Annotated in this window: 26 protein-coding genes; 14 read left to right on the plus strand and 12 right to left on the minus strand. The window is 69.2% G+C overall.

The annotated features are described in order from the left end of the window. Position 1: 1 nt before the first annotated feature. The gene (locus EV192_RS14465; protein WP_132115429.1) at positions 2-1,039 is read left to right on the plus strand and encodes an ABC transporter substrate-binding protein; all 1,038 of its coding nucleotides are present in this window, start codon (positions 2-4) and stop codon (positions 1,037-1,039) included. A gap of 22 nt (positions 1,040-1,061) precedes the next feature. Then, complete coding sequence (locus EV192_RS14470) at positions 1,062-1,397, plus strand: DUF4333 domain-containing protein (protein WP_132115431.1); 336 nt, start codon at positions 1,062-1,064, stop codon at positions 1,395-1,397. An 18-nt stretch (positions 1,398-1,415) separates the two neighbouring features. On the opposite strand, the gene EV192_RS14475 is transcribed toward EV192_RS14470, so the two are convergent. Further along, positions 1,416-1,694, minus strand: coding sequence for a DUF2277 domain-containing protein (locus EV192_RS14475; RefSeq protein ID WP_132115433.1), 279 nt, complete (start codon positions 1,692-1,694; stop codon positions 1,416-1,418). Positions 1,695-1,955: 261 nt separating this feature from the next. On the opposite strand from EV192_RS14475, the gene EV192_RS14480 reads away from it, so the two are divergent. After that, on the plus strand, positions 1,956-2,774 hold the full coding sequence (locus EV192_RS14480; RefSeq protein WP_132115435.1) for a hypothetical protein: 819 nt from the start codon (positions 1,956-1,958) through the stop codon (positions 2,772-2,774). A gap of 41 nt (positions 2,775-2,815) precedes the next feature. On the opposite strand, the gene EV192_RS14485 is transcribed toward EV192_RS14480, so the two are convergent. Further along, positions 2,816-3,223, minus strand: coding sequence for a hypothetical protein (locus EV192_RS14485; RefSeq protein WP_243726844.1), 408 nt, complete (start codon positions 3,221-3,223; stop codon positions 2,816-2,818). Positions 3,224-3,500: 277 nt separating this feature from the next. Here EV192_RS14485 and EV192_RS14490 point away from each other — a divergent pair, with 277 nt between their 5' ends. The 5 genes from EV192_RS14490 (at position 3,501) to EV192_RS14510 (ending at position 8,227) form a co-directional block, all read left to right on the plus strand. Continuing rightward, positions 3,501-4,406 carry a cytochrome c oxidase assembly protein gene (locus EV192_RS14490; RefSeq protein ID WP_132115439.1) on the plus strand — a complete coding sequence of 302 codons (906 nt, stop codon included), beginning with the start codon at positions 3,501-3,503 and terminating at the stop codon, positions 4,404-4,406. 100 nt (positions 4,407-4,506) lie between these two features. Next, the gene (locus tag EV192_RS14495) at positions 4,507-4,899 is read left to right on the plus strand and encodes a hypothetical protein (RefSeq protein ID WP_132115441.1); all 393 of its coding nucleotides are present in this window, start codon (positions 4,507-4,509) and stop codon (positions 4,897-4,899) included. Then, positions 4,896-6,425 (plus strand): multicopper oxidase family protein, encoded by a 1,530-nt coding sequence (locus tag EV192_RS14500; RefSeq protein ID WP_132116713.1) that lies wholly within the window; start codon positions 4,896-4,898, stop codon positions 6,423-6,425. Before EV192_RS14495 ends, EV192_RS14500 begins: the two co-directional genes overlap by 4 nt. A gap of 12 nt (positions 6,426-6,437) precedes the next feature. Continuing rightward, a complete protein-coding gene (locus EV192_RS14505) occupies positions 6,438-7,562 on the plus strand; it encodes a sensor histidine kinase (RefSeq protein ID WP_132115443.1) in 1,125 nt (374 codons plus the stop codon). Next, on the plus strand, positions 7,559-8,227 hold the full coding sequence (locus EV192_RS14510; protein WP_132115445.1) for a response regulator: 669 nt from the start codon (positions 7,559-7,561) through the stop codon (positions 8,225-8,227). The genes EV192_RS14505 and EV192_RS14510 overlap by 4 nt, the downstream gene beginning before the upstream one ends. On the opposite strand, the gene EV192_RS14515 is transcribed toward EV192_RS14510, so the two are convergent. The 3 genes from EV192_RS14515 to EV192_RS14525 all read right to left on the minus strand — a co-directional run bounded on the left by EV192_RS14515 (position 8,228) and on the right by EV192_RS14525 (position 10,678). Continuing rightward, on the minus strand, positions 8,228-8,797 hold the full coding sequence (locus EV192_RS14515) for a TIGR03086 family metal-binding protein (protein ID WP_132115447.1): 570 nt from the start codon (positions 8,795-8,797) through the stop codon (positions 8,228-8,230). It abuts the gene before it with no gap. Positions 8,798-8,906: 109 nt separating this feature from the next. Then, the gene (locus EV192_RS14520; protein WP_132115449.1) at positions 8,907-10,103 is read right to left on the minus strand and encodes a chitinase; all 1,197 of its coding nucleotides are present in this window, start codon (positions 10,101-10,103) and stop codon (positions 8,907-8,909) included. 83 nt (positions 10,104-10,186) lie between these two features. Continuing rightward, complete coding sequence (locus EV192_RS14525; RefSeq protein WP_132115451.1) at positions 10,187-10,678, minus strand: VOC family protein; 492 nt, start codon at positions 10,676-10,678, stop codon at positions 10,187-10,189. A gap of 366 nt (positions 10,679-11,044) precedes the next feature. Here EV192_RS14525 and EV192_RS14530 point away from each other — a divergent pair, with 366 nt between their 5' ends. Then, positions 11,045-11,557, plus strand: a complete 513-nt coding sequence (locus EV192_RS14530) for an XRE family transcriptional regulator (protein WP_132115453.1) — start codon at positions 11,045-11,047, stop codon at positions 11,555-11,557. Positions 11,558-11,656: 99 nt separating this feature from the next. Here EV192_RS14530 and EV192_RS14535 read toward each other — a convergent pair whose 3' ends face one another. The 3 genes from EV192_RS14535 to EV192_RS14545 are packed head-to-tail and all read right to left on the minus strand — an operon-like array spanning position 11,657 to position 13,862. Next, entirely contained in the window at positions 11,657-12,043 is a 387-nt protein-coding gene (locus EV192_RS14535) for a VOC family protein (protein ID WP_132115455.1), read from the minus strand. Between the two features lie 4 nt (positions 12,044-12,047). Continuing rightward, positions 12,048-12,614, minus strand: coding sequence for an ATP-dependent Clp protease proteolytic subunit (locus EV192_RS14540; RefSeq protein ID WP_132115457.1), 567 nt, complete (start codon positions 12,612-12,614; stop codon positions 12,048-12,050). Between the two features lie 48 nt (positions 12,615-12,662). Then, complete coding sequence (locus EV192_RS14545; RefSeq protein WP_132115459.1) at positions 12,663-13,862, minus strand: cysteine desulfurase-like protein; 1,200 nt, start codon at positions 13,860-13,862, stop codon at positions 12,663-12,665. A gap of 58 nt (positions 13,863-13,920) precedes the next feature. Between EV192_RS14545 and EV192_RS14550 the strand changes: the two genes are divergently transcribed. Together EV192_RS14550 and EV192_RS14555 are read left to right on the plus strand one after the other, a co-directional pair. Then, positions 13,921-14,538, plus strand: a complete 618-nt coding sequence (locus EV192_RS14550) for a TetR/AcrR family transcriptional regulator (RefSeq protein ID WP_132115461.1) — start codon at positions 13,921-13,923, stop codon at positions 14,536-14,538. After that, a complete protein-coding gene (locus tag EV192_RS14555; RefSeq protein WP_132115463.1) occupies positions 14,525-16,129 on the plus strand; it encodes an acyl-CoA dehydrogenase family protein in 1,605 nt (534 codons plus the stop codon). Before EV192_RS14550 ends, EV192_RS14555 begins: the two co-directional genes overlap by 14 nt. Here the strand turns inward: EV192_RS14555 and EV192_RS14560 are convergent. Further along, positions 16,126-16,773 carry a hypothetical protein gene (locus tag EV192_RS14560; protein ID WP_132115465.1) on the minus strand — a complete coding sequence of 216 codons (648 nt, stop codon included), beginning with the start codon at positions 16,771-16,773 and terminating at the stop codon, positions 16,126-16,128. The two genes, EV192_RS14555 and EV192_RS14560, sit on opposite strands and share 4 nt — an antisense overlap. Positions 16,774-17,594: 821 nt before the next feature. Here EV192_RS14560 and EV192_RS14565 point away from each other — a divergent pair. Continuing rightward, positions 17,595-18,842: a hypothetical protein gene (locus EV192_RS14565; RefSeq protein WP_132115467.1), complete on the plus strand. Its 1,248-nt coding sequence runs from the start codon at positions 17,595-17,597 to the stop codon at positions 18,840-18,842. Between the two features lie 89 nt (positions 18,843-18,931). Here EV192_RS14565 and EV192_RS14570 read toward each other — a convergent pair whose 3' ends face one another. The 3 genes from EV192_RS14570 to EV192_RS14580 form a co-directional block, all read right to left on the minus strand. After that, positions 18,932-19,168, minus strand: a complete 237-nt coding sequence (locus tag EV192_RS14570) for a hypothetical protein (protein WP_132115469.1) — start codon at positions 19,166-19,168, stop codon at positions 18,932-18,934. A gap of 145 nt (positions 19,169-19,313) precedes the next feature. Then, entirely contained in the window at positions 19,314-19,973 is a 660-nt protein-coding gene (locus EV192_RS14575) for a 4'-phosphopantetheinyl transferase family protein (protein ID WP_132115471.1), read from the minus strand. Then, positions 19,970-20,818: a metallophosphoesterase family protein gene (locus EV192_RS14580; RefSeq protein ID WP_132115473.1), complete on the minus strand. Its 849-nt coding sequence runs from the start codon at positions 20,816-20,818 to the stop codon at positions 19,970-19,972. Before EV192_RS14580 ends, EV192_RS14575 begins: the two co-directional genes overlap by 4 nt. Positions 20,819-21,172: 354 nt before the next feature. Between EV192_RS14580 and EV192_RS14585 the strand changes: the two genes are divergently transcribed. Both EV192_RS14585 and EV192_RS14590 read left to right on the plus strand, forming a co-directional pair. Then, positions 21,173-23,245: an HAD-IC family P-type ATPase gene (locus EV192_RS14585; RefSeq protein ID WP_132115475.1), complete on the plus strand. Its 2,073-nt coding sequence runs from the start codon at positions 21,173-21,175 to the stop codon at positions 23,243-23,245. A 49-nt stretch (positions 23,246-23,294) separates the two neighbouring features. Then, entirely contained in the window at positions 23,295-23,927 is a 633-nt protein-coding gene (locus tag EV192_RS14590) for an acyl-CoA-like ligand-binding transcription factor (protein WP_132115477.1), read from the plus strand. Positions 23,928-23,942 lie beyond the last annotated feature (15 nt).

Consider the following 23,942-nt stretch of genomic DNA (forward strand, 5'->3'; position numbering starts at 1 on the left):
CGTGAAAACCCGTGCCATCATCGCCGTCGCCGCGTTGGCGCTCGGCCTCACGGCCTGCCGTTCACAGGACGGCACCACCGCGGCGGCGCCCAACGCCGACGGGACGACCGACGTCAAGATCATGGTCGGCGGCGTGGAGAAGGTGATCTACCTGCCGGCCAAGCTCACCGAGCAGCTCGGGTACTTCAAGGATCAAGGCCTCAACGTCCAGATCCTCACCGAGCCGGCCGGCGCGACCGCCGAGAACTCGCTGATCTCCGGTGACGTCAACGGCGTCGTCGGGTTCTACGACCACACGATCGACCTGCAGACCAAGGGCAAGTGCATCACCAGCGTCGTGCAGATGGCCGACGTGCCCGGCGAGGCCGAGGTGGTGGCCACCAGGAACGCGGACAGCGTCAAGAGCCCGACCGACTTCAAGGGCCGCAAGCTCGGCTTCACCAGCCCCGGCTCGTCCACCGACTTCCTCACCCAATACCTGGCCACCAAGAACGGCGTGGCCACCAGCGAGTACACCGGGGTGAAGGCCGGCGCGGGCCAGACGTTCATCGCCGCGATCGACAACGGCGGCATCGACGCCGGCATGACCACCGATCCCACGATCGCCCAGCTGGTCGACTCCGGCAAGGCCAAGGTCATGCTGGACATGCGCACCGAACAGGGCACCCGGGCGGCGCTCGGCGGCCTGTACCCGGCGAGCGCGTTGTACATGGACTGCGCGTTCGTCCAGCAGCACAAGGAAGTCGTGCAGAAGCTGGCCAACGCCCTGGTCAAGACCCTCGGTTACATCAACACCCATTCGGCCGCGGACATCGCGGCCAAGATGCCGCCGGACTTCGCGGGCGGCAACCAGGCCCTGTACGTCAAGTCGATCAACGACAGCAAGGGCATGTTCAACACCGACGGCAGGATGAAGGCCGACGGCGCCAAGAACGTCCTTGAGGTGCTCAGCCAGTTCTCGCCGAACGTGAAAGGCAAGAAGGACACCGTCGACCTGACCAAGACCTACACCGACGAGTTCGTCACCAAGGTTCAGTAACGCGGTGCTAGAGTCCCCCGTCATGCATCGACGGGGGACTCTGTTCGCGGTGCCGGCGTTGGTCACGATGGCGACTGCGGCCTGCACGACGTCCGAGCCCGGCATTCCACTCCCGGCCTCCACCCCGTCAACTCAGCGGGTGTTCGACGAGAAGGCCGTAGAACAGGGCGTCAGGCAGATCCTGCGGGACCAGTACGGGGAGACCCCCACCAACGTCACCTGCCCGAGGAACCAAGTGGTCAAAGTGGGCACCGTGTTCACCTGCACCCTGCGGGTCAACGGCGAGCCGAGGAAGGTCCGGATCACCGTGCGGTCGGACCAAGGCGAATACGAGGTCAGCCAGTCGGCGCCGGCGTAGTCGGAGGCTAGGCGCGCTTTAGCTCGACTTGGCCTTGGCGGCCAGCCGGGCCTGCACCTCCGGGCGCCGCAGCGGCGGCACGGTAGTGGGCGGCTGGCGGCGCGGCGGCAACGCGGCCAAGAGGCGCGTGGTCGTCGCGGTGACCTCGGCGACAGCGGCTTCGAAGGCGTCCCGGGTGCTGTCGGTCACCGACTGGACGCCGCTGACCTTGCGGACGTACTGCCGGGCCGCCGCCTCGACCTCCTCGGCCGTGGCGACCGGTTCAAGCCCGCGAAGTGTGGTGATGTTGCGACACATAACGGTCAGCATAGGCACAACGGCAGTCGATCACTGGGTGATCAGCATTCCCAACACCATCCCGATCAGGACGAGCAACACCGCCGCCTTGGCCAGGAGACCAGCCGAACAGTTGATTTGCATGCTGTCCTTGGTACGCCACGGACGGCGCTGGTTGTCCGACGGGCGTGGACCTCCGTCGTGGACCTCCGCGCCGGAGGAGCGGCCCCGCCGCCGGAATTGTCCATAGAATGGCGGACAACTCGCCGGATGGAGGCCGCCGTGCTCGACGAAGACGATCTCAGCGGGGTCGTCCGGAACGTCCAACGAAGCAGGGCGGAGGCGACCAAGCGCTTCGTGAACCATCCGCTCACCCGCGCGTACCTCGAGGCGGGGGTCCGGCTCGTGGAGCGTGAGCTGCGGGCAGCGGACACCGACGGCCAGTTGACGCGTCCGTTCGAGACCCTGCGCCGGGAGAACGTGATCGCCGAACTGGCCAACGGGCGAAGGGAACTCCCGATCAGGGGCACGGTCGGGTCGTTCCGGGACCGGTGGGACCCGTTCTCCGGGTACCTGTCCGACCTCGCCCGGTTCATGCTGCGGATGCGCCAGTCCGGCCCGGTGAACACACTGGTCCGCCAGGCGACTGTGGCGCTGTCCGACGGCGACTTCGCGGCCGTGGTGCACGAGGTCGCCTACCGGGACATGCTGCTCGCCGCCCAGTCGATCCCGTTGCGCTTCCGGTTCCTGGCGATGACGCTCGCCGCCCAGGACCAAGCCGTGGCCGAGGCGATGACCACGGTCTACCACGACATCACCCACGCCTGGAAGTCGCTCTGCGACGAGGTCTTCGCGGCCCGGGGCCTCACCCTGCGACCCGGCCTGACCACCGACGACCTGGCAACGATCCTGGTGGCCCTGAACGAAGGCCTGGCCTTGCGAACGGCCAACGAACCGGACCACACGTTCCGCGACGACGAGACCCGCCACGGCCTGCTCGGCCAGGCCGCGCTGGCCCTGTTCGCCGCGTTCGTCGACAAAGGTGACCACAGCACGCTGGAAGAGTTGGCCGAACGAATCGCCGGCGGCAAGGACGCCTGAGGTTGTGCGGGCAGGGGCCCCGCACAACCCCGTGGCGTGTCTCAGTGGGTCCAGTCGGCGAGCATCCGCTGTCGGGCGCCGGCCAGGCTGATCGTGCCGGCGCAGACCTGTCGTTTCAGCGAGTTCTCTTCCTTGTCCTTGTCTTCGGCGGCTTGGCCGGGATCTGTGCTGCCGGCGCTGGTGCGCGGCTCGGGCCACAGGTTGTTCGGATCGCGTGGCGCGCCGCCGAGTTCCAACGGGACCAGATGGTCCTCTTCGAGTGCCGTGTTGGGGATGTCGGCTTCGCCGTATTCGCCCTTCTGCTGGTTCTTCAGGGCGGTGGTGTAACTGGACGGCGGTCGGACTGTGGCCGTCCACCCGGACACGCAGATGGTGGTGTCGATGGTGTCCTGGCTGACGTCCGGGTTGAAGGCCCCCGGGGTGCACGCGGAATCCGCTGTGCCGTTCACGATTGTGCACGTCCGCGCGGCCGACGCCGAGGGCGCGACACAGACCGCGAACGTAACGGTCGACGCTAAAACCCAAGCGGTCTTTACCATTCGCATACCAGCCTCCGATTCCGTGAGTTGTTCACGACTCGCCACAGAATGCTGCGAGGACACCACCGGCGGAACCAGTCAGTAGTCGTTGAATATGGCGTGAACAGTCGAACGTCAACGGACACAACGGAAAAATGGGCGCATACCTTGACTCGGGTGTCGCTAGGGGGGCGAGTACGGTCGGGCCATGACCTTGCAGCCGTTGACGATCGAGCGGATGTTCTTGTCGTGGACGCTCGATGTGCCTGTGCTGCTGGTCGTCGCGTTGCTCGGCTTCGGATACGTGTGGGCGGCGCGGCGGACAGGGGAGTGGCGGCGGTCGCGGACGGTGTACTTCTGTGCGGGGCTGGCAACGGTCCTGATGGTCACTGTGTCCTTTGTGGGCGTTTACGCCGACTCGTTGTTCTGGGTGCGCGCGGTCCAGACGGTCGTGTTGTTGATGATCACACCGTTGTTGCTGGTGATGGGCGCGCCGCTGACGTTGCTGCTGGCCACCGTCCCGGAGCGAACCGCGGACAGGCTCAGGAAAGCTGGGCGTTCGGTGACCGCGCGTGTGTTGACGTTCCCGCTTGTCGTGACGGTCGTCCTGGTCGCGCCGACGTTCGTGTTGTACTTCACGCCGCTGTACGAAGCGTCTCTGCGCAACGGATTCGTCGACGATTTGGTCCATGTGGGACTTGTCGGCGCCGGGTTTGTGTACTTCTGGACGCGTTTGGGGGTCGACCCGACGCCTCGGTCGGACTCCTACCTGGTGTCGTTGTGGATCAGCCTGACCGAGGTGATCGCGGACGGCGCGCTCGGTCTGGTGGTCTGGCTGGGTCCGCTGATCGCGTCCGGCTACTACCAGGCGCGCACGTGGGGCCCCGACATCCGGCTGGACCAGATCATCGGCGCCGGTGTGCTGTGGATCGGCGGCGACCTGGCCGGGCTGATGTTCGTCGGGGCGCTCGTGGTGCGCTGGCGGCGGGACGACGAGCGCAAGGCCGAGCAAATCGACCGTGAGCTGGACGAGCAGGAGCGGGTCGTGGCCAAGCCGGGCCTGTGGTGGGAGAACGACCCGCAGTTGGCCGAGCGGTTCCGGCGCCTACGCTGATTAGCGTAGATCGGCTACCTATGAGTACGAGGGTTTGCGTATCGCACGGCCGGTCCTGAGCCGACGCGTGCGCAGGGCGTTCCCCGGCACGCTTGCGGCCATGCTGACAACGACGGAGCCTCGGACGTCCTCCCGCCGATGGGTGTGGTTGACGTTCCGTGCGCTCGTCTCTGTGCTGACCATCGACGCGTATCTGCAGGCGGTGCTTGCCGGGCGGTTCCTGTCCGGTGCCTACGGCAGTCTCCTCATGCACCGGAGTAACGGCGTCAGTGGTGTGGCGATCCTGTCGTTCGCGCTCGTTGTCGTCTCGATCGTCGCGTGGCGGACGAAGCAGGCCACCGGGACGCTGGTCGTGTTGACGGTCCTGCTGAGCGGGGTCATCGCGCTGCAGATCATGCTGGGGTTCGAACGGATTCTCGGCCTGCACATCCCGTTGGGTGTCGCGATCATCGCGCTGTCGACCGTGCTCACGATCTGGGCGTGGCGCCGATGAGCCGCCTCACCCGCAGGCAGATGCTCGGCGTCACCGGCGGTGTCGTGGCCGCCACCGCGGTGGGTTTCAGCGTTCCCGCCCTGAGCAGCACGGAGGAGACAGGCACACTGCTGCCGAGCCTGCTCAAGCCGCCCGAACCGTTCCGGGTGCCGCTGCCGGTGCCGGCGGTGCTCGCTCCCGGCCGGCATCCCGACCACCCGGGCGCGGACTACTACGAGATCACCGACCAGGTCGCCCACCAGGAGATCATCCCCGGCACCCGCACCGAGGTGTGGGGCCCCGGCGGCACGTTCCCGGGGCCGACCCTGGTGTCGTACTCGGGCCGGCCCACGGTGGTCCGTCGGATCAACACGCTGCCGGTCCCGACCGTGAACCACCTGCACGGCGGGCACGTCCCGGCGGCCAGCGACGGCTTCCCGACGGACCTGGTGTACCCGCCGGGCTACCACGACATGGGCGACATGCCGGGTATGCCGGGCGACCCGCTCGCGGTGACCACCACCGGGCACCGGGACTACGAATACCCGATGGACCAGCGGGCCGCCACGCTCTGGTACCACGACCACCGGATGGGGTTCACCGGTCCGGCGGTGTGGAACGGTCTGGCCGGTTTCCACATCGTCCGTGACCGGGAGGAGGCCGCGCTGCCGCTGCCCGGCGGCGACCGGGACGTCCCGCTGATGATCGCGGACCGGTCGTTCACCCAGGACGGTTCGTTGCGGTATCCGGCCGCCGACGGGATGATGCCCGGTGTCACCGAGACGTACATGAACGGTGTGCTGGGTGACGTCATCCTGGTCAACGGGGCTCCGTGGCCGGTGATGGACGTGGCCGCAGTCCGGTACCGGCTGCGGATCCTGAACGCCTCCAACGCCCGCCGTTACCGGCTTTCGCTCGGGCTGCCAATAGTCCAAATAGGATCGGACGGCGGCCTGCTGGACCGGCCGGTCACGCACACCACGCTGGACGTCGCGCCGGCCGAACGGTTCGACGTGGTCGTCGACTTCTCGGGGCTGCGCGCCGGCCAGGAGGTCACGCTCACCAACCAGCTCGGCACCGAAGGCACCGCCAACGTCATGCGGTTCCGGGTCACCGGGCCGGCGCCGGACACCAGCCGGATCCCGGAGCGGCTCGCCGACGTGCCGAGGATCGACCGGGCCGAGGCCACGGTCGTCCGCGACTTCACGTTCCAGAAGAAGACCAAGGTGTGGGGCATCAACGGCGAGGAGTTCGACCCGACCAGGGCGATCGCCCGGCCCCGGCTCGGCGACTGGGAGATCTGGCGGTTCGTCACCGACCTGCACCATCCCGTGCACATGCACCTGGCGCAGTTCCAGGTGCTGTCGCGCAACGGCAAGGCGCCCGGCCCGACCGACGCGGGCTGGAAGGACACCGTCGACCTGCGGCCGGCGGAACTCGCCGAGGTGATCGTGCGGTTCACCGGCTACCGGGGCCGATATGTGCTGCACTGCCACAACCTGGAACATGAGGACATGGCCATGATGGCGATGGTGGAAGTGGTGTGAGGAGGACAAGCCATGCGGCGGCACCTGCCGGACATCTCGGTGGTCCTGGTGGTCGCGGCGGTCGGTCTGATCGGCGTGGTCGTCGAGTGCAGGGACTCGAGCCGGTCGCTGCCGCCCCTGGCCGGTGCGGTCGCGCTCGCCGCCGTCGGCGGCGCGCTGCTGCCGCTGCGTAAGCGTTGGCCCCTGTGGGTCGCCCTGGGTGTGCTGGCTGTGTGCCTGACGTATCACCTGCTGGGCTACCCGGGGCTCGCGGTCGCCGCGCCGATGTACCTGGTGTGCTACACGCTCGTCGGCAACTCCCGTAGCCACCGGGCACTGGGGGTCGGCGTGGCGGTCGCGTTCGCCGTGCCGCTCATCTCGCTGCTACCGCCGCACCCACCGGACGGCGTCAACTTCGCCGCGATCAGCGGTGTGACGATCTCCCTGGCCGCGATGCTCACCGCGGCCGACGCGAAACGGGCCTGGAGCCTCGCGTCGGAGGAGAAACTACGCCGGATCACCCAGGAGTCGGACCGGCGCGTAGTGGCCGAACGGCTCACCATCGCCCGCGAGCTGCACGACGTCCTGGCCCACACGATCACCCTGATCAGCGTGCAGGCCGCGGCCGGCTTGGACGCGATGGACACCCGACCGGCTCAGACCCGTTCGGCGTTGACCAACATCCGGGTCGCGGCGAAGGACGCCATGGCGGAGCTGCGCAGCACCCTGCGGGTGCTGCGGGACAGCGCGACCACCGACCAGCCCGCGCCGCAGCCCCGGCTCGACCAGGTGGCCCAACTCGTCGACCAGGCCACCGGCGCCGGCATCCAGGTCTCGCTGGTCGACGAGGGCGACCCGGTGGACATCCCGATCGGGGTGGAACTGGCGGCGTACCGGATCGTCCAGGAGGCGTTGACCAACGTGATCAGGCACGCCAACGCCACCCAAGCCACGGTACGACTGCGGTACTACCCGGACTCCCTGCTGGTGGAGGTCACCGACAACGGCCAGGGACCGCCGGACGGCGGCGCCGACGGCCACGGCATGATCGGGATGCGGGAACGCGCCCGCGCGACCGGCGGCACGTTCGAAGCCGGCCCTGCCCCCGATCATGGCTTCGTCGTGCGGGCCAACCTGACTTTGGGGGAGCCACGATGACCATCCGGGTCGCGCTCGCGGACGACCAGGCTCTCGTGCGCGCGGGGTTCCGGTCACTGCTGGAGAACAGCGCGGGCATCGAAGTGGTCGGCGAGGCCGCCGACGGCCAGGCCGCGGTCGAACTCGCCGAGCAGGCCCGACCGGACGTGGTGCTGATGGACATCCGCATGCCGGTCCTGGACGGGATCGAAGCCACCAAACGGATCTGCGGGCGCCCCCACCTCACGGGCGTCCGGGTGGTCGTCCTGACCACGTTCGAAGTGGACGAGTACGTGTTCGCCGCCCTGCGCGCGGGCGCCAGCGGCTTCCTGCTCAAAGACGTCGAACCGGACGATCTGCGCCGCGCCGTGGCGATCGTCGCCGCCGGCGAAGCCCTCCTCTCACCCAGCGTCACCCGCCGCCTGATCGCGGAATTCACCTCCACCCCCCACCGAACCCCCGAACACACAGCCCTGCTGGGCGACCTGACCGACCGCGAACGCGAAGTGACCGCCCTCGCCGCCCAAGGCCTGACCAACACCGACATCGCCGAAAAACTCGTGATCAGCACAGCCACCGCCCGCACCCACGTCTCCCGCGCGATGGTGAAGGTCAACGCCCGCGACCGTGCCCAACTGGTCGTCTTCGCCTACCAGTCAGGCCTCGTCAAGCCGCCACAGCCGTGACTACCAGGCCTTACGGCCGACGAACGCGAGCCAGCGGGTCTGCTCGTCGGCGTCGTCGGGCGGGGTCAGCTCGGGGCCGATGCCGGTCGGTGAGCGGTGGATGACGTTGGCGCTGACCCACTCGTGCGAATCGGGCAGTAGGTCGGGGGCGAGGCGGACGTCCAGGCCGCAGGCGTTGCCGATGTCCCATGAGTGGGCGAGGAAGTCGGCCACCAGGGCGGGCAGGAAGCCGGTGAGTGGGATCGTGCCGAGTATGCCGGTCTCCCGGGTCCTGGTGATGGATTCGGGGGTGAGCGTCGCGTCGGCGGCCGCCCTGGCTGCGCGCCACCGGATTACCGGGTCGGGACCGGCCACGGGGGCGGGGTGCGGCACGCCCGGGGCGCCTTCGGTGGACGTGAAGGGTTCGCCGGTGGCCCAGTGCCGGACCAGGTCCTGGCCCCACACGACGTGGCCGACCACGTCCCGCACGGTCCACAGTTCGCATTCGGACTGTTTGTCCCAGGCACCCGCCGGGATCTGGTCGAGCACCGCGTCGAACCCGTCCTGGGCGCGGCGATAAGCGTCGAGCATCTGTCTCTCCTTGGTCGTACGGACATCCCAAGGACGACTGAGAAGGACGGGACTCGACAGTGGACATGAAAAAGCTCCGGGCCGCTGGCGGCGGCCCGGAGCACCCCGGTCAGCATGGGCCGTTGTCGGCCCACACGCCTGCTTTGCCTGGTTCCTCGTTCTGGGTCCACCACTTGGCGGTCCAGGTGTGCTTGTTGTGCGTCACCTGGGCGCCGCCGGTGTAGACGTTCCCGGCCACCCATTCGGGCGGGCTGCACGGGCCAGGCGGCTTGGTGGTGGGCGGCGGCAGGCTGGTCGGGCTCGCGTTCGCCCAGCGGGTGCTGAACTTGGTGAAGTCCCACGCGTTCTGGGTGGTGTTGCTGCACACGCCGTTGTCGGTGGTGCCAACGCAGGGCCGGTCGCGGTTGACCGACCAGAACGTGAACCGGCCGAGGTGGTGGCTGGTGGCGTAGTCGTAGACGGCCTGGAAGTCGCCGGGCTGGAACATCTCGCCGGCGTCCGACTTGCCGTTCATGCCGGAGAAGCCCTCGTGCCGGTAGGCGGTGTCGCTGTCCCAGTTGAGGTGCGTCATCAGCAGGCCGTGGAAGCCCTCCAGGGCGGACACCTGCGCGGAGCCGCCGCCGAACCCGCCGTCGAACGGCATGATCGAGAAGTTGTTCGGGTTGAAGCCCAGGCCGCGGGCCTGGTCCAGCAGTTGGGTGCCGAACCAGCCGGTGCCCGCGCCGGTGCCGGGCAGGGTCACCGAGACGAACAGGCCGGGGTTGTTGGTCTGCAAGGTCTTCGCCGCGCCGAGCTCGTTGGCGATGGCCGCGGAGTTCTCGTACTCGGGTTCCTCCAGGTCGAAGTCGATCGCCCGCAGGCCGTACTTGGTGACCACCTGCTGGTAGGCGGCCGCGGTCGCGGCGGCGGTGCCGCAGGTCTGGCCCAGCTTGGTGCCGCCGTAGCCGCCGACGGACACCGAAACGTCCCCGCCGGCCGCGCGGATCCGGCCGATCACGCCGGCGACCGCGGTGTCGGACGAGACCGGGTTGGTGCCGTCCCAGGTCGGGCTGCACCCGCCGCCGTTCGGCGCCAGGATGAACGCCAGCTGGAACGCCTTCTGCCCGGTCGCGGACATCACCACGGTCGGGTCGGGCGGGTTGTTGCTCACGGGCATCAGGTACGGGGCCGAGGCGTACCAGTTGTCGGTCAGGGTGGTCGCGGCCAGGGCAGGGGGCTCGCTCGCGGTCGCCATGACCGTGGCCGCCGAGGCGGCGATCACGGCCATGGCCAAACCAGCGGCGGCGGGCAGGGTGCGTCGTCGCATTTCCGCCTCCGTTGTGAGTTCCTGCCTCAAGGGTTGGACTAGACCAATTCAAAGTCAAGAGGTTGGTCTGAACCACTTGGAACTCAGATGCGGGCGTACGCCCCGGGCGTGTCCTCGCCGTACCGGGTGATCTCGGCCTCGATGTCCAGTTCGCCGTTGTATGCCCGCATCTCGTCGTCGACCAGGTCCTGCGGGACGAGCCAGCAGATCTCGAACTCCAACCCGTCCGGGTCCTTGGCGTACAGCGCCTTGGTCGTGCCATGGTCGCGGGAACCCACGAGCGCGTCGGCCTCGGTCAGCCGTTTCGCACATTCCCGCAGGTCGGCGAGGGTCGTGACCTCCCACGCCAGGTGGTAGAGGCCGACCGCCCCGGTGCCGGCGAGGCTGTCCGCGGCCTCGTCACCGACCGTGAACAGGCCCAGATCGTGGTCGTTGCGGGAGGTGGCGGCCTGCAGGAACGCCGCCTTCGGCATGCTGTGCACGACCCGGAAACCCAGGACGTTCACGTAGAAATCGGTGCTGTGCTGGGCGTCCCGGACCCACAGGACGGCATGGTTCAGACCCCGGATGGCCATGGCTGCCTCCAATCGGTGGTCAGCCCAATGAATCCCCCGAGGCGGGACGTGTCAATCCCGAATCCACCTGAGTACCGGGTATGGACCACAGCGCAGCCCATCTGCTCCAAATTCGGACGTAACCTGAGTGGACGCGTGCGACTCAACTGGCACCTCCGCAGAACTTTCCCAGGGCGAACCACAGTTCGGCGGCGTGCCTGGCGTCGTCCAGTTTCCGGGCACCAATTTCCTGAATCTTGTCTCGGGCAGGTCGGCCACGATGTTCCCGCTGTGTGTAGAGCACCCAGGGTCTACGTTCTGTCGGGGTTGCCTCCCCAAGTACCCTTGTCATCACAGGTCGCGAGGTGAACGGAGAAGGTGTCCCCGTTGCGGAAAGAGATCAAGCACCCTCGATTGGCAGTGCTCAAAGGTCAGCGTGACATAGAATCCGCCGCACGCGCACTCGACGAGGGAGATGTCAGTCCGTTGGCGACAGGTGCGTCTGCACATTGGTCTGACATTGGCCTTGCGGCGCGAGTCGGCCCCAAGGCGACAGCGCATCTTCGTCGATGGATGATTGACGGTAAGACGTCAACAATCCGCACGAACGCGTTGAGCATTGTTGCCAAATTGTCCGGCAGGGCTAACGCCGAGCTTGTGGTTGAAGCCCTTCGGAAGGACGAAAAAGTGCGGACACTGTGTCTGGCCTCGATCATCAGCCGGACCTGTCAGCTTGACTGGGATACGTCTATTCGAATTGCCAAGGACCCATCGACTGCCCCTAACCCCCAACTTCTGGCTGGCAAGTTGGCACACGAGGCGACCAGTCCCAAAGATACTGAGAGTCGTTGGTGCAGCGCTTATCTTCTGCAGGAACTAGCGCCTGTTCTTGCCCGCTGAACTGACCGCCGCTGTTCGCTCTCGCTACCCCGTATTGCGGCGGCACCCCCGCATTGAGTATGTTTGGGTTGTCCGCATAACGCCGCGCCGATAACCCAGTCAGGTAGGCGCATCGGCGACCAGTTCGATTTCGAATCCGTCGTCGTTCTCCAGGTACGCGGCGTAGTGCTGCTCACCGCCCGCGTGTGGGTGCCGGTCCGGGAACATCAGCGTCCAGCCGTGGTCCTGGGCGTTCGCCGCCAGGTTGTCCACGGTGGCCTGGTCCGGCACCCGGAACGCCAGGTGGTTCAGCCCGGCCCGTAGCCGGTCGTGGCCGCCGGTGAGCGCGGGGGACTGCTCGAACACCAGATAGGTCGGGCCCAACCCCCAGCTGTGCCCGTCGCTCCACCGCTGGAACGGTTGGTAGCCGAGCTCTTCGAGCAGCCATCCCCACGTGGCGACGGCACGGTTCAGGTCCGGGACCCAGATCTCGACGTGGTGCAGCACTTGGTCAGAGTGCCACCACGCGGTTGGAGTTGACGACGTGGTCGACGAACCCGTAGTCGCGGGCCTCTTCCGCGGTGAACCACTTGTCCCGGTCACCGTCCGAGATGATCCGCTCCAGCGGCTGGCCGGTCTGCTCGGCGGTGATCTCGGCCATCCGGCGCTTCATCCGGCCGAGCGCCTCCGCGCGGATCGCGATGTCCGCGGACGTGCCGCCGACGCCGCCGTGCGGCTGGTGCATCAGGATGTTGGCGTTCGGCAGGGCGTAGCGCTTGCCGGGGGCGCCGGCGGTGAGCAGGAACTGGCCCATCGAGGCGGCGAACCCGAGCGCCCAGGTGGCCACGTCCGGCTCGATCAGCTGCATGGTGTCGTAGATCGCCAGGCCGGCGGTGACCGAGCCGCCCGGCGAGTTGATGTAGAACGTGATGTCCTTGGTCGGGTTCTCCGCGGCCAGGAGCAGCAGCTGGCCGGTGATCCGGTTGGCCACGTCGTCGTCCACTTCGGAGCCGAGGAAGACGATCCGTTCGGCCAGCAGCCGCTCGAACACCGAGTCGCTGAGCGTCGTCTGAGTCATGATCCCGACGCTAGCCGGGCGCGGCCGCGATCGGGCCCGTGTTCGCTCTCAGCGGTGTTCGCCCAGAGCGTGCACGGCGGCCACCAGACGGTCCACATCGGACTCGTCGGTGTACGGCGCGATGCCGGCGCGGATCGCGCCCGCGTCCCCGATCCCCATCCAGCGGGCGCATTCCAGGGCGTAGAACGTGCCGGCGGGGGCGTTCACGCCACGGTCGGCCAGCTGTCGGTACGCCTCCGCGGGCGGACACCCGGGCACCGAGAACAAGGTTGTCGGCGTGCGGTCCCGATGCGGCACGCCGTAGAACTGGACGCCGTCGAGGCCGTACTCCATCCGGGACAGCATCGCCCGCTCGTGCACCTCCAGCGCCTGCATCGACCGCGCCAGCCGGGCCCGCCGCGACCCCGTGCCGGGCACCAGGGAGGCGAGGAAGTCGATCGCGGCCGTCGTCCCGGCCAGCAGCTCGTAGGGGAGGGTGCCGTACTCGAACCGTTCCGGGACCGTGTTGGTCGCGGGCATCAGCTTGTCCGGTCGTAACGTCTCCAGCAGTGTCGGCCGGGCGGCGACCAGGCCCAGGTGCGGGCCGAGGAACTTGTACGGCGAGCACGCGTAGAAGTCGGCGCCCATCGCCTCCATGTCCACCCACGCGTGCGGCGTGAGGTGCACACCGTCCACATACAGCAACGCTCCAGCCTGATGCACGAGTGGGGCGATCCGCGCGATGGACGGCTTGGTGCCCAGCAGGTTCGACGCCCCGGTCACCGCGACGACCCGGGTCCGGGTGTGTAACAGGTCGGTGATGGCGGCCACCGGTAACTCGCCGGTCGCCCGGTCGAACTCGGCCCACCGCACGACCGCGCCGCGCGTCTCGGCGGCGTGCACCCACGGCCGGATGTTGGCGTCGTGGTCGAGCTTGGTGACGATCACCTCGTCGCCCGGCTGCCATTGTTTGGCCAGCGTCCGGGCCATGTCGTAGGTCAGTTGGGTCATGCTGCGGCCGTAGATGATCCCGGCCGGCTGCGCGCCGAGCAGGTCCGCGGCGGCCTGGCGGGCGTCGGCCACGATCCGTTCGGCGCGCACCTCCGACTTGGTGGTCGCGCCGCGGTTCGACACGGCCGCCCGCAGGGTCTCCGCGACGGCGTCCGCGACCACGTCCGGCACCTGGGTGCCGCCGGGGCCGTCGAAGTGCGCGGCGCCTTCGGCGAGAGCGGGGAAATGGGCACGGACCGCCTCGACGTCGTACGTCATGGTCGCAGCCTACGACCGCGGCTTGCGTGAAGCGGTGAATCACTGGTTCACTTCTTACGTGCCGTACCGACGGACCGCCCGGGTGCAGGCGCGGATGGACACCCAACGCGCCGCGATCCTCGACGCCGCCGTGGATCTGCTGTCCGAACAGGGCTACGCGGGCTGCTCCATGGCCGCGGTCGCGGCTCGGGCCGGCATCGCCACGGGCAGCGTCTACCGGCACTTCCCGGGCAAGGCCGAGCTGGTCGTGGAGTTGTTCCGGATCGTCGTGGGCCACGAGGTGGAGGCGGTCGCCCGCGCCGCCGCGGAGCCGGGCGACGTGCTCCAACGGGTCGTCGCCGTGGTGGAGACGTTCTCATCGCGCGCCCTCAAGTCACCACGCCTGGCCTACGCGCTGCTCGCGGAACCCGTCGACCTGCCTGTCGAAGCCGAACGCCTGGTGTTCCGGCGGGCCTTCCGGGACATCGCCGCGGCCCAGATCGCCGCCGCGGTCGCCGCGGGCGTGATACCGCCGCAGAACCCGGAGATCACCGCGGCCGCGCTCATCGGCGCGCTCGGCGAGATCCTCGTCGGACCCTTGGCCGATGGCGCTGCCAGTTCCGACACTGTCGACTTGATGCCGTCAATCATCGCGTTCACCTTGCGTGCGCTGGGAGGTCCCAATGCCGACTCATGAGGTCGCCAACCAGGTCCCGCCCCTTGTGGGCCATGACGTCGCCGACGACCCCGCCCTGCTGGCCGGGCTGCGGCGGTACGACGCCGAATGGGCCGAGCCCGAGCTGCGCGATCTCGGCCGGCTCGCGGGCGGCGAGCGCGCCCAGGAATGGGGTCGGGTGGTCAACGAGAACCCGCCCGTCCTGCACACGCACGACAGGTACGGCAACCGAATCGACGAGGTCGAGTTCCACCCGTACTGGCACGACCTGATGACGGTCGCCGTGCGGCACGGCCTGCACGCCGCGCCATGGGCGTCGGCACGTCCCGGCGCGCATGTCGCCCGCGCGGCCAAGATGTACGTGTGGGGTCAGGTCGACGCCGGCCACACCTGCCCGATCTCCATGACCTACGCGGCCATCCCGGCACTGCGCGCCAACCCGGCACTGGCGGCCGAGTACGAGCCGCTGCTGAGCTCGACGACGTACGACTACGGCCTACGCGTGCCGTCGACCAAGAGCGGCCTGATCGCGGGCATGTCCATGACGGAGAAGCAGGGCGGCTCGGACGTCCGCGCGAACACCACGACCGCGACCCCGGCCGGCGACGGCACGTACCGCCTGGTCGGGCACAAGTGGTTCACGTCCGCGCCGATGTCGGACATGTTCCTCACGCTGGCGCAGGCGCCGGGCGGCCTGTCGTGCTTCCTCGTGCCGCGCGTGCTGCCGGACGGGACACGCAACCCGATCCGCCTGCAGCGCCTGAAGAACAAGCTGGGCAACAAGTCCAACGCGTCCGCCGAGATCGAGTACGAGCAGGCCGTCGGCTGGCCGCTCGGCGCCGAGGGCGCAGGCGTGCGCACGATCATCCAGATGGTCAACAACACCCGTCTCGACTGCGTGCTCGGCAGCGCCGCCGGGATGCGTTACGGCGCCGTGCAGGCGGTCCACCACACCACCCATCGAACGGCGTTCGGCGCGCGGCTGCTGGACCAGCCGTTGATGCGCAACGTCCTGGCCGACCTGGTGATCGAGGCGGAGGCGGCGACCACGGTGGCGATGCGGCTCGCCGGCGCGTCCGACCGCGGCGAGGAGACGTTCCGGCGGCTCGGGCTCGCGGTGAGCAAGTACTGGGTGTGCAAGCGGGCGCCGATGCACGCGGCTGAGGCGCTGGAGTGCTTGGGCGGCAACGGTTACGTGGAGGAGTCCGGCATGCCGCGGCTGTACCGGGAGGCCCCGCTGCAGTCGATCTGGGAGGGCTCCGGGAACGTCGCCGCGCTGGACACCCTGCGCGCGATGGCCCGCCAGCCGGAGTCGGTCGACGCCTACTTCACCGAGGTCGAGCAGGCCGCCGGCGCGGACTCCCGGCTGGACGACGCGGTCGCGCGCCTGCGCAAGGACCTGTCCGACCTGGACGACATCCAGTTCCGGGCGCGCCGGCTGGTCGAGTCGATGGCGTTGGCACTGCAGGGTTCCCTGCTCGTCCGGTACGGCCCGACGGCGGTGGCGGACGGTTTCTGCGGATCGCGGTTCGGCGACCACGGCGGCGCCTTCGGCACCCTTCCGTCCGGTGTGGACACTGAGGCGGTGATCGCGCGGGCGGTGACGGTCTAGATCACCGAGCTCCAAGCCTCGTCGACGAGGGCGGCGACCATCGACGGGACGTCCGTCGCGGTGCCGTTCGGCGTGATCTCCACGGTCAGCGTGGCGTTGGTGCGGGAGCACGTGACCGCGTGAGCGGACTCCGGCTCCGGCGTCTGGCCGGCCGGCGTGGGGTCGTTGTGCACCACGCACGACACCTGGCCGAACTCCTCGACGGTCTGCGACGACTTGGCCAGCCCTTGGGAGGCGGCGTCTTCGTAGGGCGCGTACAGCGGGTGCGGCGACGGCGCACGGTAGATCATCACTGTGAGCTGCTGTCGGATGTCCTGGTCGACGTACAGGTCCACCAGCGCGCCCGCGCCACGGTGTGACTCCGACAGCAGCTGGGAGCTGTGCTCGTTGCGTGCCTTGATCTGGGACAGGGCCTCCGGGAGGCCGGACGAGCCGCTCGTGCCCGGGGCGATCGGGACATACTGGCCGATCCGCTGCGGTGGCCGGACCGGCCGCCTGTCCACCGCGTCCGGGCCGCTGACCAGCCACGCGGCCCCGACGGCGAGCGCTCCCACAGCCAGCCCGGCCAGCCCCACCAGGGCCGACACCCACGGCACGGGCCGGCGGCGGACCGGGGGCGGGGGATCCGGTGTCTCGTCCGTCATCCGCGAATGCTACGGCCTGGTCCGGACCAATTGCCAGACGCTCAGGTGTCCGAATCGTCGGGCGGTGATCGACAGCCCGCCAAAGGCCACTGTGGACGGACACAGTGGACAGCCGGAACGACCGGTGAACTGGACCGTCGGTCCACTTTCCGGTGGCGGCGCTGCCGAAAACACTTCCCGAAATACGCCGGGAATGCGGCGCGGACGAGCCCCGGCGCGCCAATCGCCGGTGCACCGCGAGTCCGACGCTCGCGCGGCGGCGTGAACGGCAGTTGGTGCCGCGGGAACAGTCCATGTGGCCGGAAATTGGCGTTCGCCATCGATGAGTTGCCGGTTCGGCGGCCGGCCGTCGTTCAACTGAGGCCGACGGCAGTTGAACGGCGGATGCCCGGCCCGTCACCGGCAAAACACTTCTTCCACACAGGTTGCCCACAAAACTGGCGGTCATTGTCACAGTGGGCGGCCTTTTCAGCCGTGCGGATTCCCGATACACTGCGGCGGTCAGTTAATCGGGGGTGAGACTCGGGGAAGGTGTGGGGCATCGATTTGTCCACCACGCTGAGTCGCGGGGTGATTGTGCCGACCATGGCAGCGGGGGCTGGTCGTGGCGGGGGGCTTGTTCGTTCCCTTGCCCGTCGTGCCCGCGCTGGGGCAGCACGGTTGAGCACGGTGGTCCCGGTCTGGGGATGAGGGGCCGACTTTTCGTCGACACAGCCACGTGTTCCGGAGTGTCCGAAGTGGACGCTCGCGGTGGTGCGCCGGAATCCCGGGGCCTCGGTTGAGTGACGCTGTGTGTCAACGACCTGGGAAAGGAATATTGAGTGAACAATCGAAGATCTGCGATCCTGGCCGCCGGGATGGTGGCTGTGCTGGTCGCGGGCGTCGGCACCGCGCAGGCCACGCCGGACAACTCCGGTCGCAAGCTGATCGGGCAGGCGCCGGTGTCCGTCGCGGCTGGGCTCAGCGAGAAGGCGGCGGGTACGCCGTCGAGCTTCATCCCGCTCTCGCCGGTGCGGGTGCTCGACACCCGGAACGGCACCGGTGTTCCCGGTGGGGCGCAGGGCCCGATCGGTCCGGCCGGCCAGGTGACGTTGGATCTGTCGAGCAAGGTGCCTGCCGACGCGACGGCCGTGGTGCTGAACCTGACCGGGACCGGACCGTCGGCGTACACCTTCGTGACGGTCTTCCCGGCCAACGTGAAGCGGCCCGGGGTGTCCAGCCTCAACCTCGCGCCCGGTGACACCAGGCCGAACTCCGCGACGGTGGCGCTGAGCCCGGACCGCAAGGTGATCGTGTACAACGAGGCCGGGACCACCCAGGTGATCGCGGACCTCGCGGGCTACTACACCAGCACCAACGCGGCGAAGTTCGTCCCGGTGACGCCGGGCCGGGTGCTGGACACCCGCCGCTCGGGTGGGGTCGGGGCGCACGGTGAGGCGGTCATCGACCTGACCTGGCTCGACCCGTCGACCACGGCGGTGACGTTCAACCTGACTGGTATCGGTGCGAGCGTGCCCACGTTCGTCACCGCGTATCCGGACGGCTCGACACGTCCCCTCGCGTCGAACCTGAACATCGGTCCGGGCCAGATCGTGCCGAACCTGGTCACGGTCCAGGTGGGCAGCAACCGCAAGGTCCGGCTGTACAACGACAGCGGTCGCGTGGACCTGATCGCGGACCTGCAGGGCGCCTACGACAGCACGGGCCGCGGCCTCGCGTTCGTTCCGGCCATTCCGGAGCGCGTCATGGACACCCGCGACAACGGGCGGCCGCTTGACGAGCAGTCGATCACCGTGCTGTGGTGGAACGCGCCGGCGCCCAAGGGCTACGTGGGCAACATGACCGGTATCAGCGCGTCCACGGGTCAGTACGTCGTGGCCTGGCCGCCGCCCGACCAGAGCCTGCCGAACGTGTCGAACCTGAACATCGCGCCGGGGGAGATTGTGGCCAACAACTTCATCGGCGTGGTGGCGAACGATCCGGAGTTCGGTCCCTCCACCTACTTCGCCAACAGTAACGGCACCGTCCACATCATCGTCGACGTCGCCGGATACTTCGAGGCGGCGTAGTCGTAGTCGGTATTCGCTGAACAAACAGCAAGCCGCCCCGCGAACCTTTGGTTCGCGGGGCGGCTTGCTGGTGGAGCTGGTGCGGGATTTCAGCCGCTGCGCCGGTTGGCGAAGTTGCGGTGGTTCGGCACCGACTGGTTGCGGACGTTGTTCTGTGCTTTCCCCGACCGGTTGCGGACCTGGGACTTCGCCGCCCGACGCTCGGCGCGGCTCGGTTTCGGCTCCTCGTCGGCCGGGTCACGCGGCTCGATCGGCCGCATGAACGACAGCTCCTGAGGGACGGAATCAGCGTCCTCGGTGTTCTTCTTCAGCGGGTTTTCACGCATGGGAACCTCCCGAAAAAATGAATGTGGGTACGGCAATACGGCTCAACACGCACGCGGCGACGACGCGCCAGGCGTGGAGGGAATCAGTTGCCCAAAGTGCCCATGACGACACCATAGCAGCGCGCCTGCGGGCGCGCATCCCCGATCAGTTCGCCACCGGGATGGCGATGGCGGTGATCACCAGGCCGTCACCCACGATCCAGCGGCCGTCGAACGCGTCCACCTGGGTGCCGGCCACCATCGGGCCGGGAACCAGCAGCCGGGCGTGGAACGTCCCGGCCGGGTCGAGTGTGATCGACGCCTCCTCGAAGCCCAGCCACTTGTGGGTGAGCGGATACCAGGCCTTGTAGACGGCTTCTTTCGCGCAGAACAGCATCCGGTCCCAGTGGATGCCCGGGTCCACGCCGGCCAGGGCGGACAGCATGACCTTTTCCTCGTCCCGCGCGATCATGCCCTGCACACCCTCGGGGAGCGGGCCGTGCGGTTCGGCGTCGATGCCCACGGTGTGGATCACCGACGTCAGTGCCACCACGGCGGCGCGGTAGCCCGCGCAGTGCGTCATGCTGCCGACGACGCCGGCCGGCCACTGCGGTGCGCCGCGTTCGCCGTTGAGCAGGGCCACCGGCGCGACCCCCAGTTCGGCGAGGGCCTGCCGGGCACAGTCGCGGACGGTCGCGAACTCCCGGCGGCGTTTGGTCACGGCCTTGGCGACCCGTTCCGCCTCCTCGGGGAACATGGTCGACTCGGGCACGTCCTCGGTGGTGTCCCGGCTGGCCACACCGGCCGGCATCAGCTTCTCGATCACGGCGCCACCCGCACTCTGCGCAAGACCGGACGCAGCAGCGGCTCGGGCAGCCCGCGCGGCTTCCACTCCCGTGGATAGCCGAGCGACACCTCCTCGAACGGCACCCCGTCGTACACGGTCGGCCTGGGGATGTGCAGGTGCCCGTACACCGAGACCGCCGTGTTGAAGCGCACGTGCCAGTCGGCCGTCAACACCGTGCCGCACCACTGCGCGAACACCGGGTAGCGCAGCACCAGCGTGGGCTGGCGGACCAGCGGCCAGTGGTTGACCATCACCAGTGGCACGGCCGGGTCGCACTCGGCGAGCCGGCGCTCGGTCGCCGCGATCCGGGCGTGGCACCAGGCGTCGATCGACGGGTACGGGTCCGGGTGCAGCATGTGCTCGTCGGTGCAGACGATCCCCGCCTCGTACGCGGCTGCCAGCGACTCCTCCTTGGAGTTCACGCCGGGGATCCGGAACGTGTAGTCGTACAGCGTGAACAGCGGCGCGATCCGCACCGGACCGCCCTCGCCCGACCACACCGCGAACGGGTCCTCGGGGGTGAGCACGCCCAGCCGCCGGCACATCTGGACGAGGTGCTCGTAGCGTTCGACGCCGCGCAGCTTCAGCGTGTCTCTCGGCGTGGTCCACAGCTCGTGGTTGCCCGGCACCCAGACGACCTGGTCGAACCTGGACGCGAGCAGGGTCAACGCCCACTCGATGTCGGCGGCGGTCTCGGCCACGTCGCCGCCGACGATCAGCCAGTCGCCCGGATGGTTCGGCCGCAGGCCCTCGACGATCGGCCGGTTCTCCTCGTGCCCCACGTGCAGGTCGCTGATGGCCAGCAGTTGCGGTGTCGCGCTCACCCCGTGAGCCTACCGAGGTGGCCGGTGACCAAGTCGTTCTTTGACTGTGACCGGGCTCTCCGCGCGGTGGAAGCACCTGGTCAGCGGCCAGCGTGCGGAGCGCGACCGGCCAGCTGGCGAGGCCCCCTGCCCGGGGGCCGGTTCAGGGGCCGGTCCCCTGAACCGGACGCCGGACACCGGCGCCACGCCCGCCCTGGCGGCCGTTGTGACCCTTGTGGACAGTGCCGGCCGGGCGCCCGGTGGTCGGTCGAACGCGAAATTGGTCTAAAAAGATCACTCCACGTGTTGCGCACCACTGGCGGAGCGAGTACTTCTGTGGTGAGAGAAAGTCTTGCTACCGCTGGGAGTTCCGGCATGATCACCGGTCAGGACCGCGCCATGGCCGACGAACGGGACGTGCAGCCGGACCGCGTCGGGCAGACAATGCGACTGCTCGCCGTGCCCGCGCTGGTCATCGCCGTTCTGCTCGCGCTGCTCGCGGTGCTGGTGACGTTGCTCGGCATGTCCGACAGCGGTCTACTGTGGACGGTCGCGGCCGTGGCCGGGCTGGCGCCGCTCGCCGTGTGGACCGCGGCGGATCTGGCCGGCCGGAAGGTCGGCGGCGCGCTGCTCGCCGTCCCGGTGGTGATCGCCGCGCTCGTGTTGCGCCAGCATGAAGTCGGCACCGCGGTCGGGATGCTCGCGTGCCTCGGCCGGTGGCTGGAGGCGTTCGTGTGGCGCCGCGCCCGCCGCGATCTCACTGTTCTGGCAGGCAGTTCACCGGATCTCGGGATCAGGACCGGCGACCGGGTCCGCGTCGGGACCGGTGACATCGTGCCGGTCGACGGCCGGCTGCTGGCCGACGCGGTGATCGACGAGGCGCCGCTGTCCGGTGATCCCATTCCCGTGCTGCGGGCGCGCGGTGAGGCGGTGCGCAGTGGCGTGATCAACGCGGGCGAGCCGTTCGAGCTGGTGGCGACCGTGCCGGAGACCGAAGGGACCTGGGCGGCGATGGCGAGGCTGGCCCGTCGCGCGGTCACCGAGCGGGTCGGCGTCGACCGTCGGGCCGACCGGGCAGCATTGCTGTACCTCGCGCTCGCCCTGCTGGCCGCGGGGGTGTTGTGGCTGGTCACGCACCAAGCGCTGGCCGCGTTCGCGTTGCTCGCGGTGGCTGCGCCGGGCCCGGTTCTGCTGGCCGCCCCGCTGGCGCTGGCCGCCGGCACGAACCGGGCGTCGCGCCAGGGCGTGGTGGTCGGCGACGCCGATGTCCTCTCCCGGCTGGGGCGGGTGCGGGTCGGCGTGGTGGACAGTGCGGGTGTGGTGACCTTGGGGACGTTGTCGGTGACCGAGGTCGTCGCCGCGCCCGGCTGGCTGACCGACGACGTGCTCGCGCTCGCCGCGTCGGTGCGGCAGTTCCGGCCCGACCCGTTGTCCGGCGCGGTGGTCCGGGCGGCCAAGGCGGCCGGCGTCCGGGACAGCTGGCGGACCAGGAAGGTTGTGGTCACCGACACCCCGCCGGACGGCGGCGCGGACTGGGTCCGGGTCGCGGCGGCCCGTGCCGCGTTGGACAACGCGGGCCCCGCGTGGGTCATTGTGGACGGTCAGGCGGCCGGCGCGCTGCTCGTGCGGGACGAGGTGCGGCCGGAGGCCGCGGACTCGTTGCGCCGGCTCCGGTCGGTCGGGATCCGGCGGCTGGTGCTGGTGACCAGGGGCAGCGTCAACGACCCTGAAGACGTGGGTGTCGTGCTGGGTGTGGACGAGCTGTGGACCGGCTGCGGCACGGCGGACAAGGTGGAACGTGTCCGCGAGGAGCGCAGGCGCGGGTTCACCATGATGGTCGGCGACGACCCCGCGGTGGGCGCTGCGGACGTGGGCGTCGCGTTGAGCGGCCGCGGCACGTGCGTCGCGGACGTGATCATCGCCGACGGACGGGTGGCCCGGCTGGCCGACGCGGTGTGGACCGCCCGCAGGTCACGGCTGATCGCCGCGCTGACGACCACGGGTGGGCTCGCCGTGGTGCTCGGGTTGATGAGCCTCGCGGCGATGGGCTGGGTGGTGCCGATCCTCGCCGTCCTCGGCCGGAGCGCGGTGGACGTGCTGGTCATGGGCTTGGCGTTGCGCGCGCTGCGCCGGGCGCGGCCGGTGGACCGGCTGATGGAGGTCGACCACGACCACCTGCGGCCGGTGCGGCTCGCGGTCCGCAAGGCAGCGGACGACCTGTCGTCGGGGATGACCCCGCAGGCCGAGCGGTCGGTGCTGAAGGCCTACCACCTGATCTCCGACCACGTGGTGCCGATGCAGCGCACCGGTGAGATCGAGAAGCAGGTGCGCCGGCTCGGTGCCCACCTCGCCACGCCGAACGCCCAGGTGGACGACCTGCGGGCCACGCTCTACGGCCTGAACGCGGTGTTGAGCGAGCGGCTCATCGTCCGCCGCGACCAACAGTGACCTTGGTGCAAGTTTGCCGGCCGTGAAAAAAGGTCGATAGCCTGGCGGCATGCCCGACCAGGGGGAGCGACCGCTCGGACTGCGCGCGCGCAAGAAGATCGAGACCCGCCAGGCCCTGGCCGACGCGGCCATCAAGCTGTCGGTGGAACGGGGTTTCGAGAACGTCACCGTGGAGGACATCGCGGTCCGGGCCGGCGTGTCCACCCGGACCTTCTTCAACTACTTTCCGTCCAAAGAGGACGCTGTGCTGCGGCCGGACCCGGACCCGATCCGCCGGACCCAGCAGATCATCGACAGCTTCGCCGCGGCGCCCCCGGACGTGGCCCCGGCCCGGGCGTTCGCCATGGCGATGCGGTCGGAGGCGGAGCAGGTCGACCGGGCCGCCGCGGAGTGGCTGATCCGGATCTCGATCATCGAGCGGGATCCGGCCATGCTGGTCAAGATGTTCACCGCCCGCGCGGAGACCGAGCGGATGGCGGTGGAGGCGATCGCCGCGCGGACGAACCTCGATCCGGCGACCGACCTCTACCCGGAACTGATCTACCACGCGGTGGGCGCCGCGTTCCGGACGGCGATGAAGCGGTGGTACGCACTCGGCGGCGTGGGCTCCCTGACCGCTTTGTTCGATGAGGCGGTTGACCTGCTCATTTCTGGGCTCTCCATGCCGCCCGGTTCGGTCTGACATGGGGACCCCCGC

The sequence above is a fragment of the Actinocrispum wychmicini genome, assembly GCF_004345645.1.
GTDB lineage: Bacteria > Actinomycetota > Actinomycetes > Mycobacteriales > Pseudonocardiaceae > Kibdelosporangium > Kibdelosporangium wychmicini.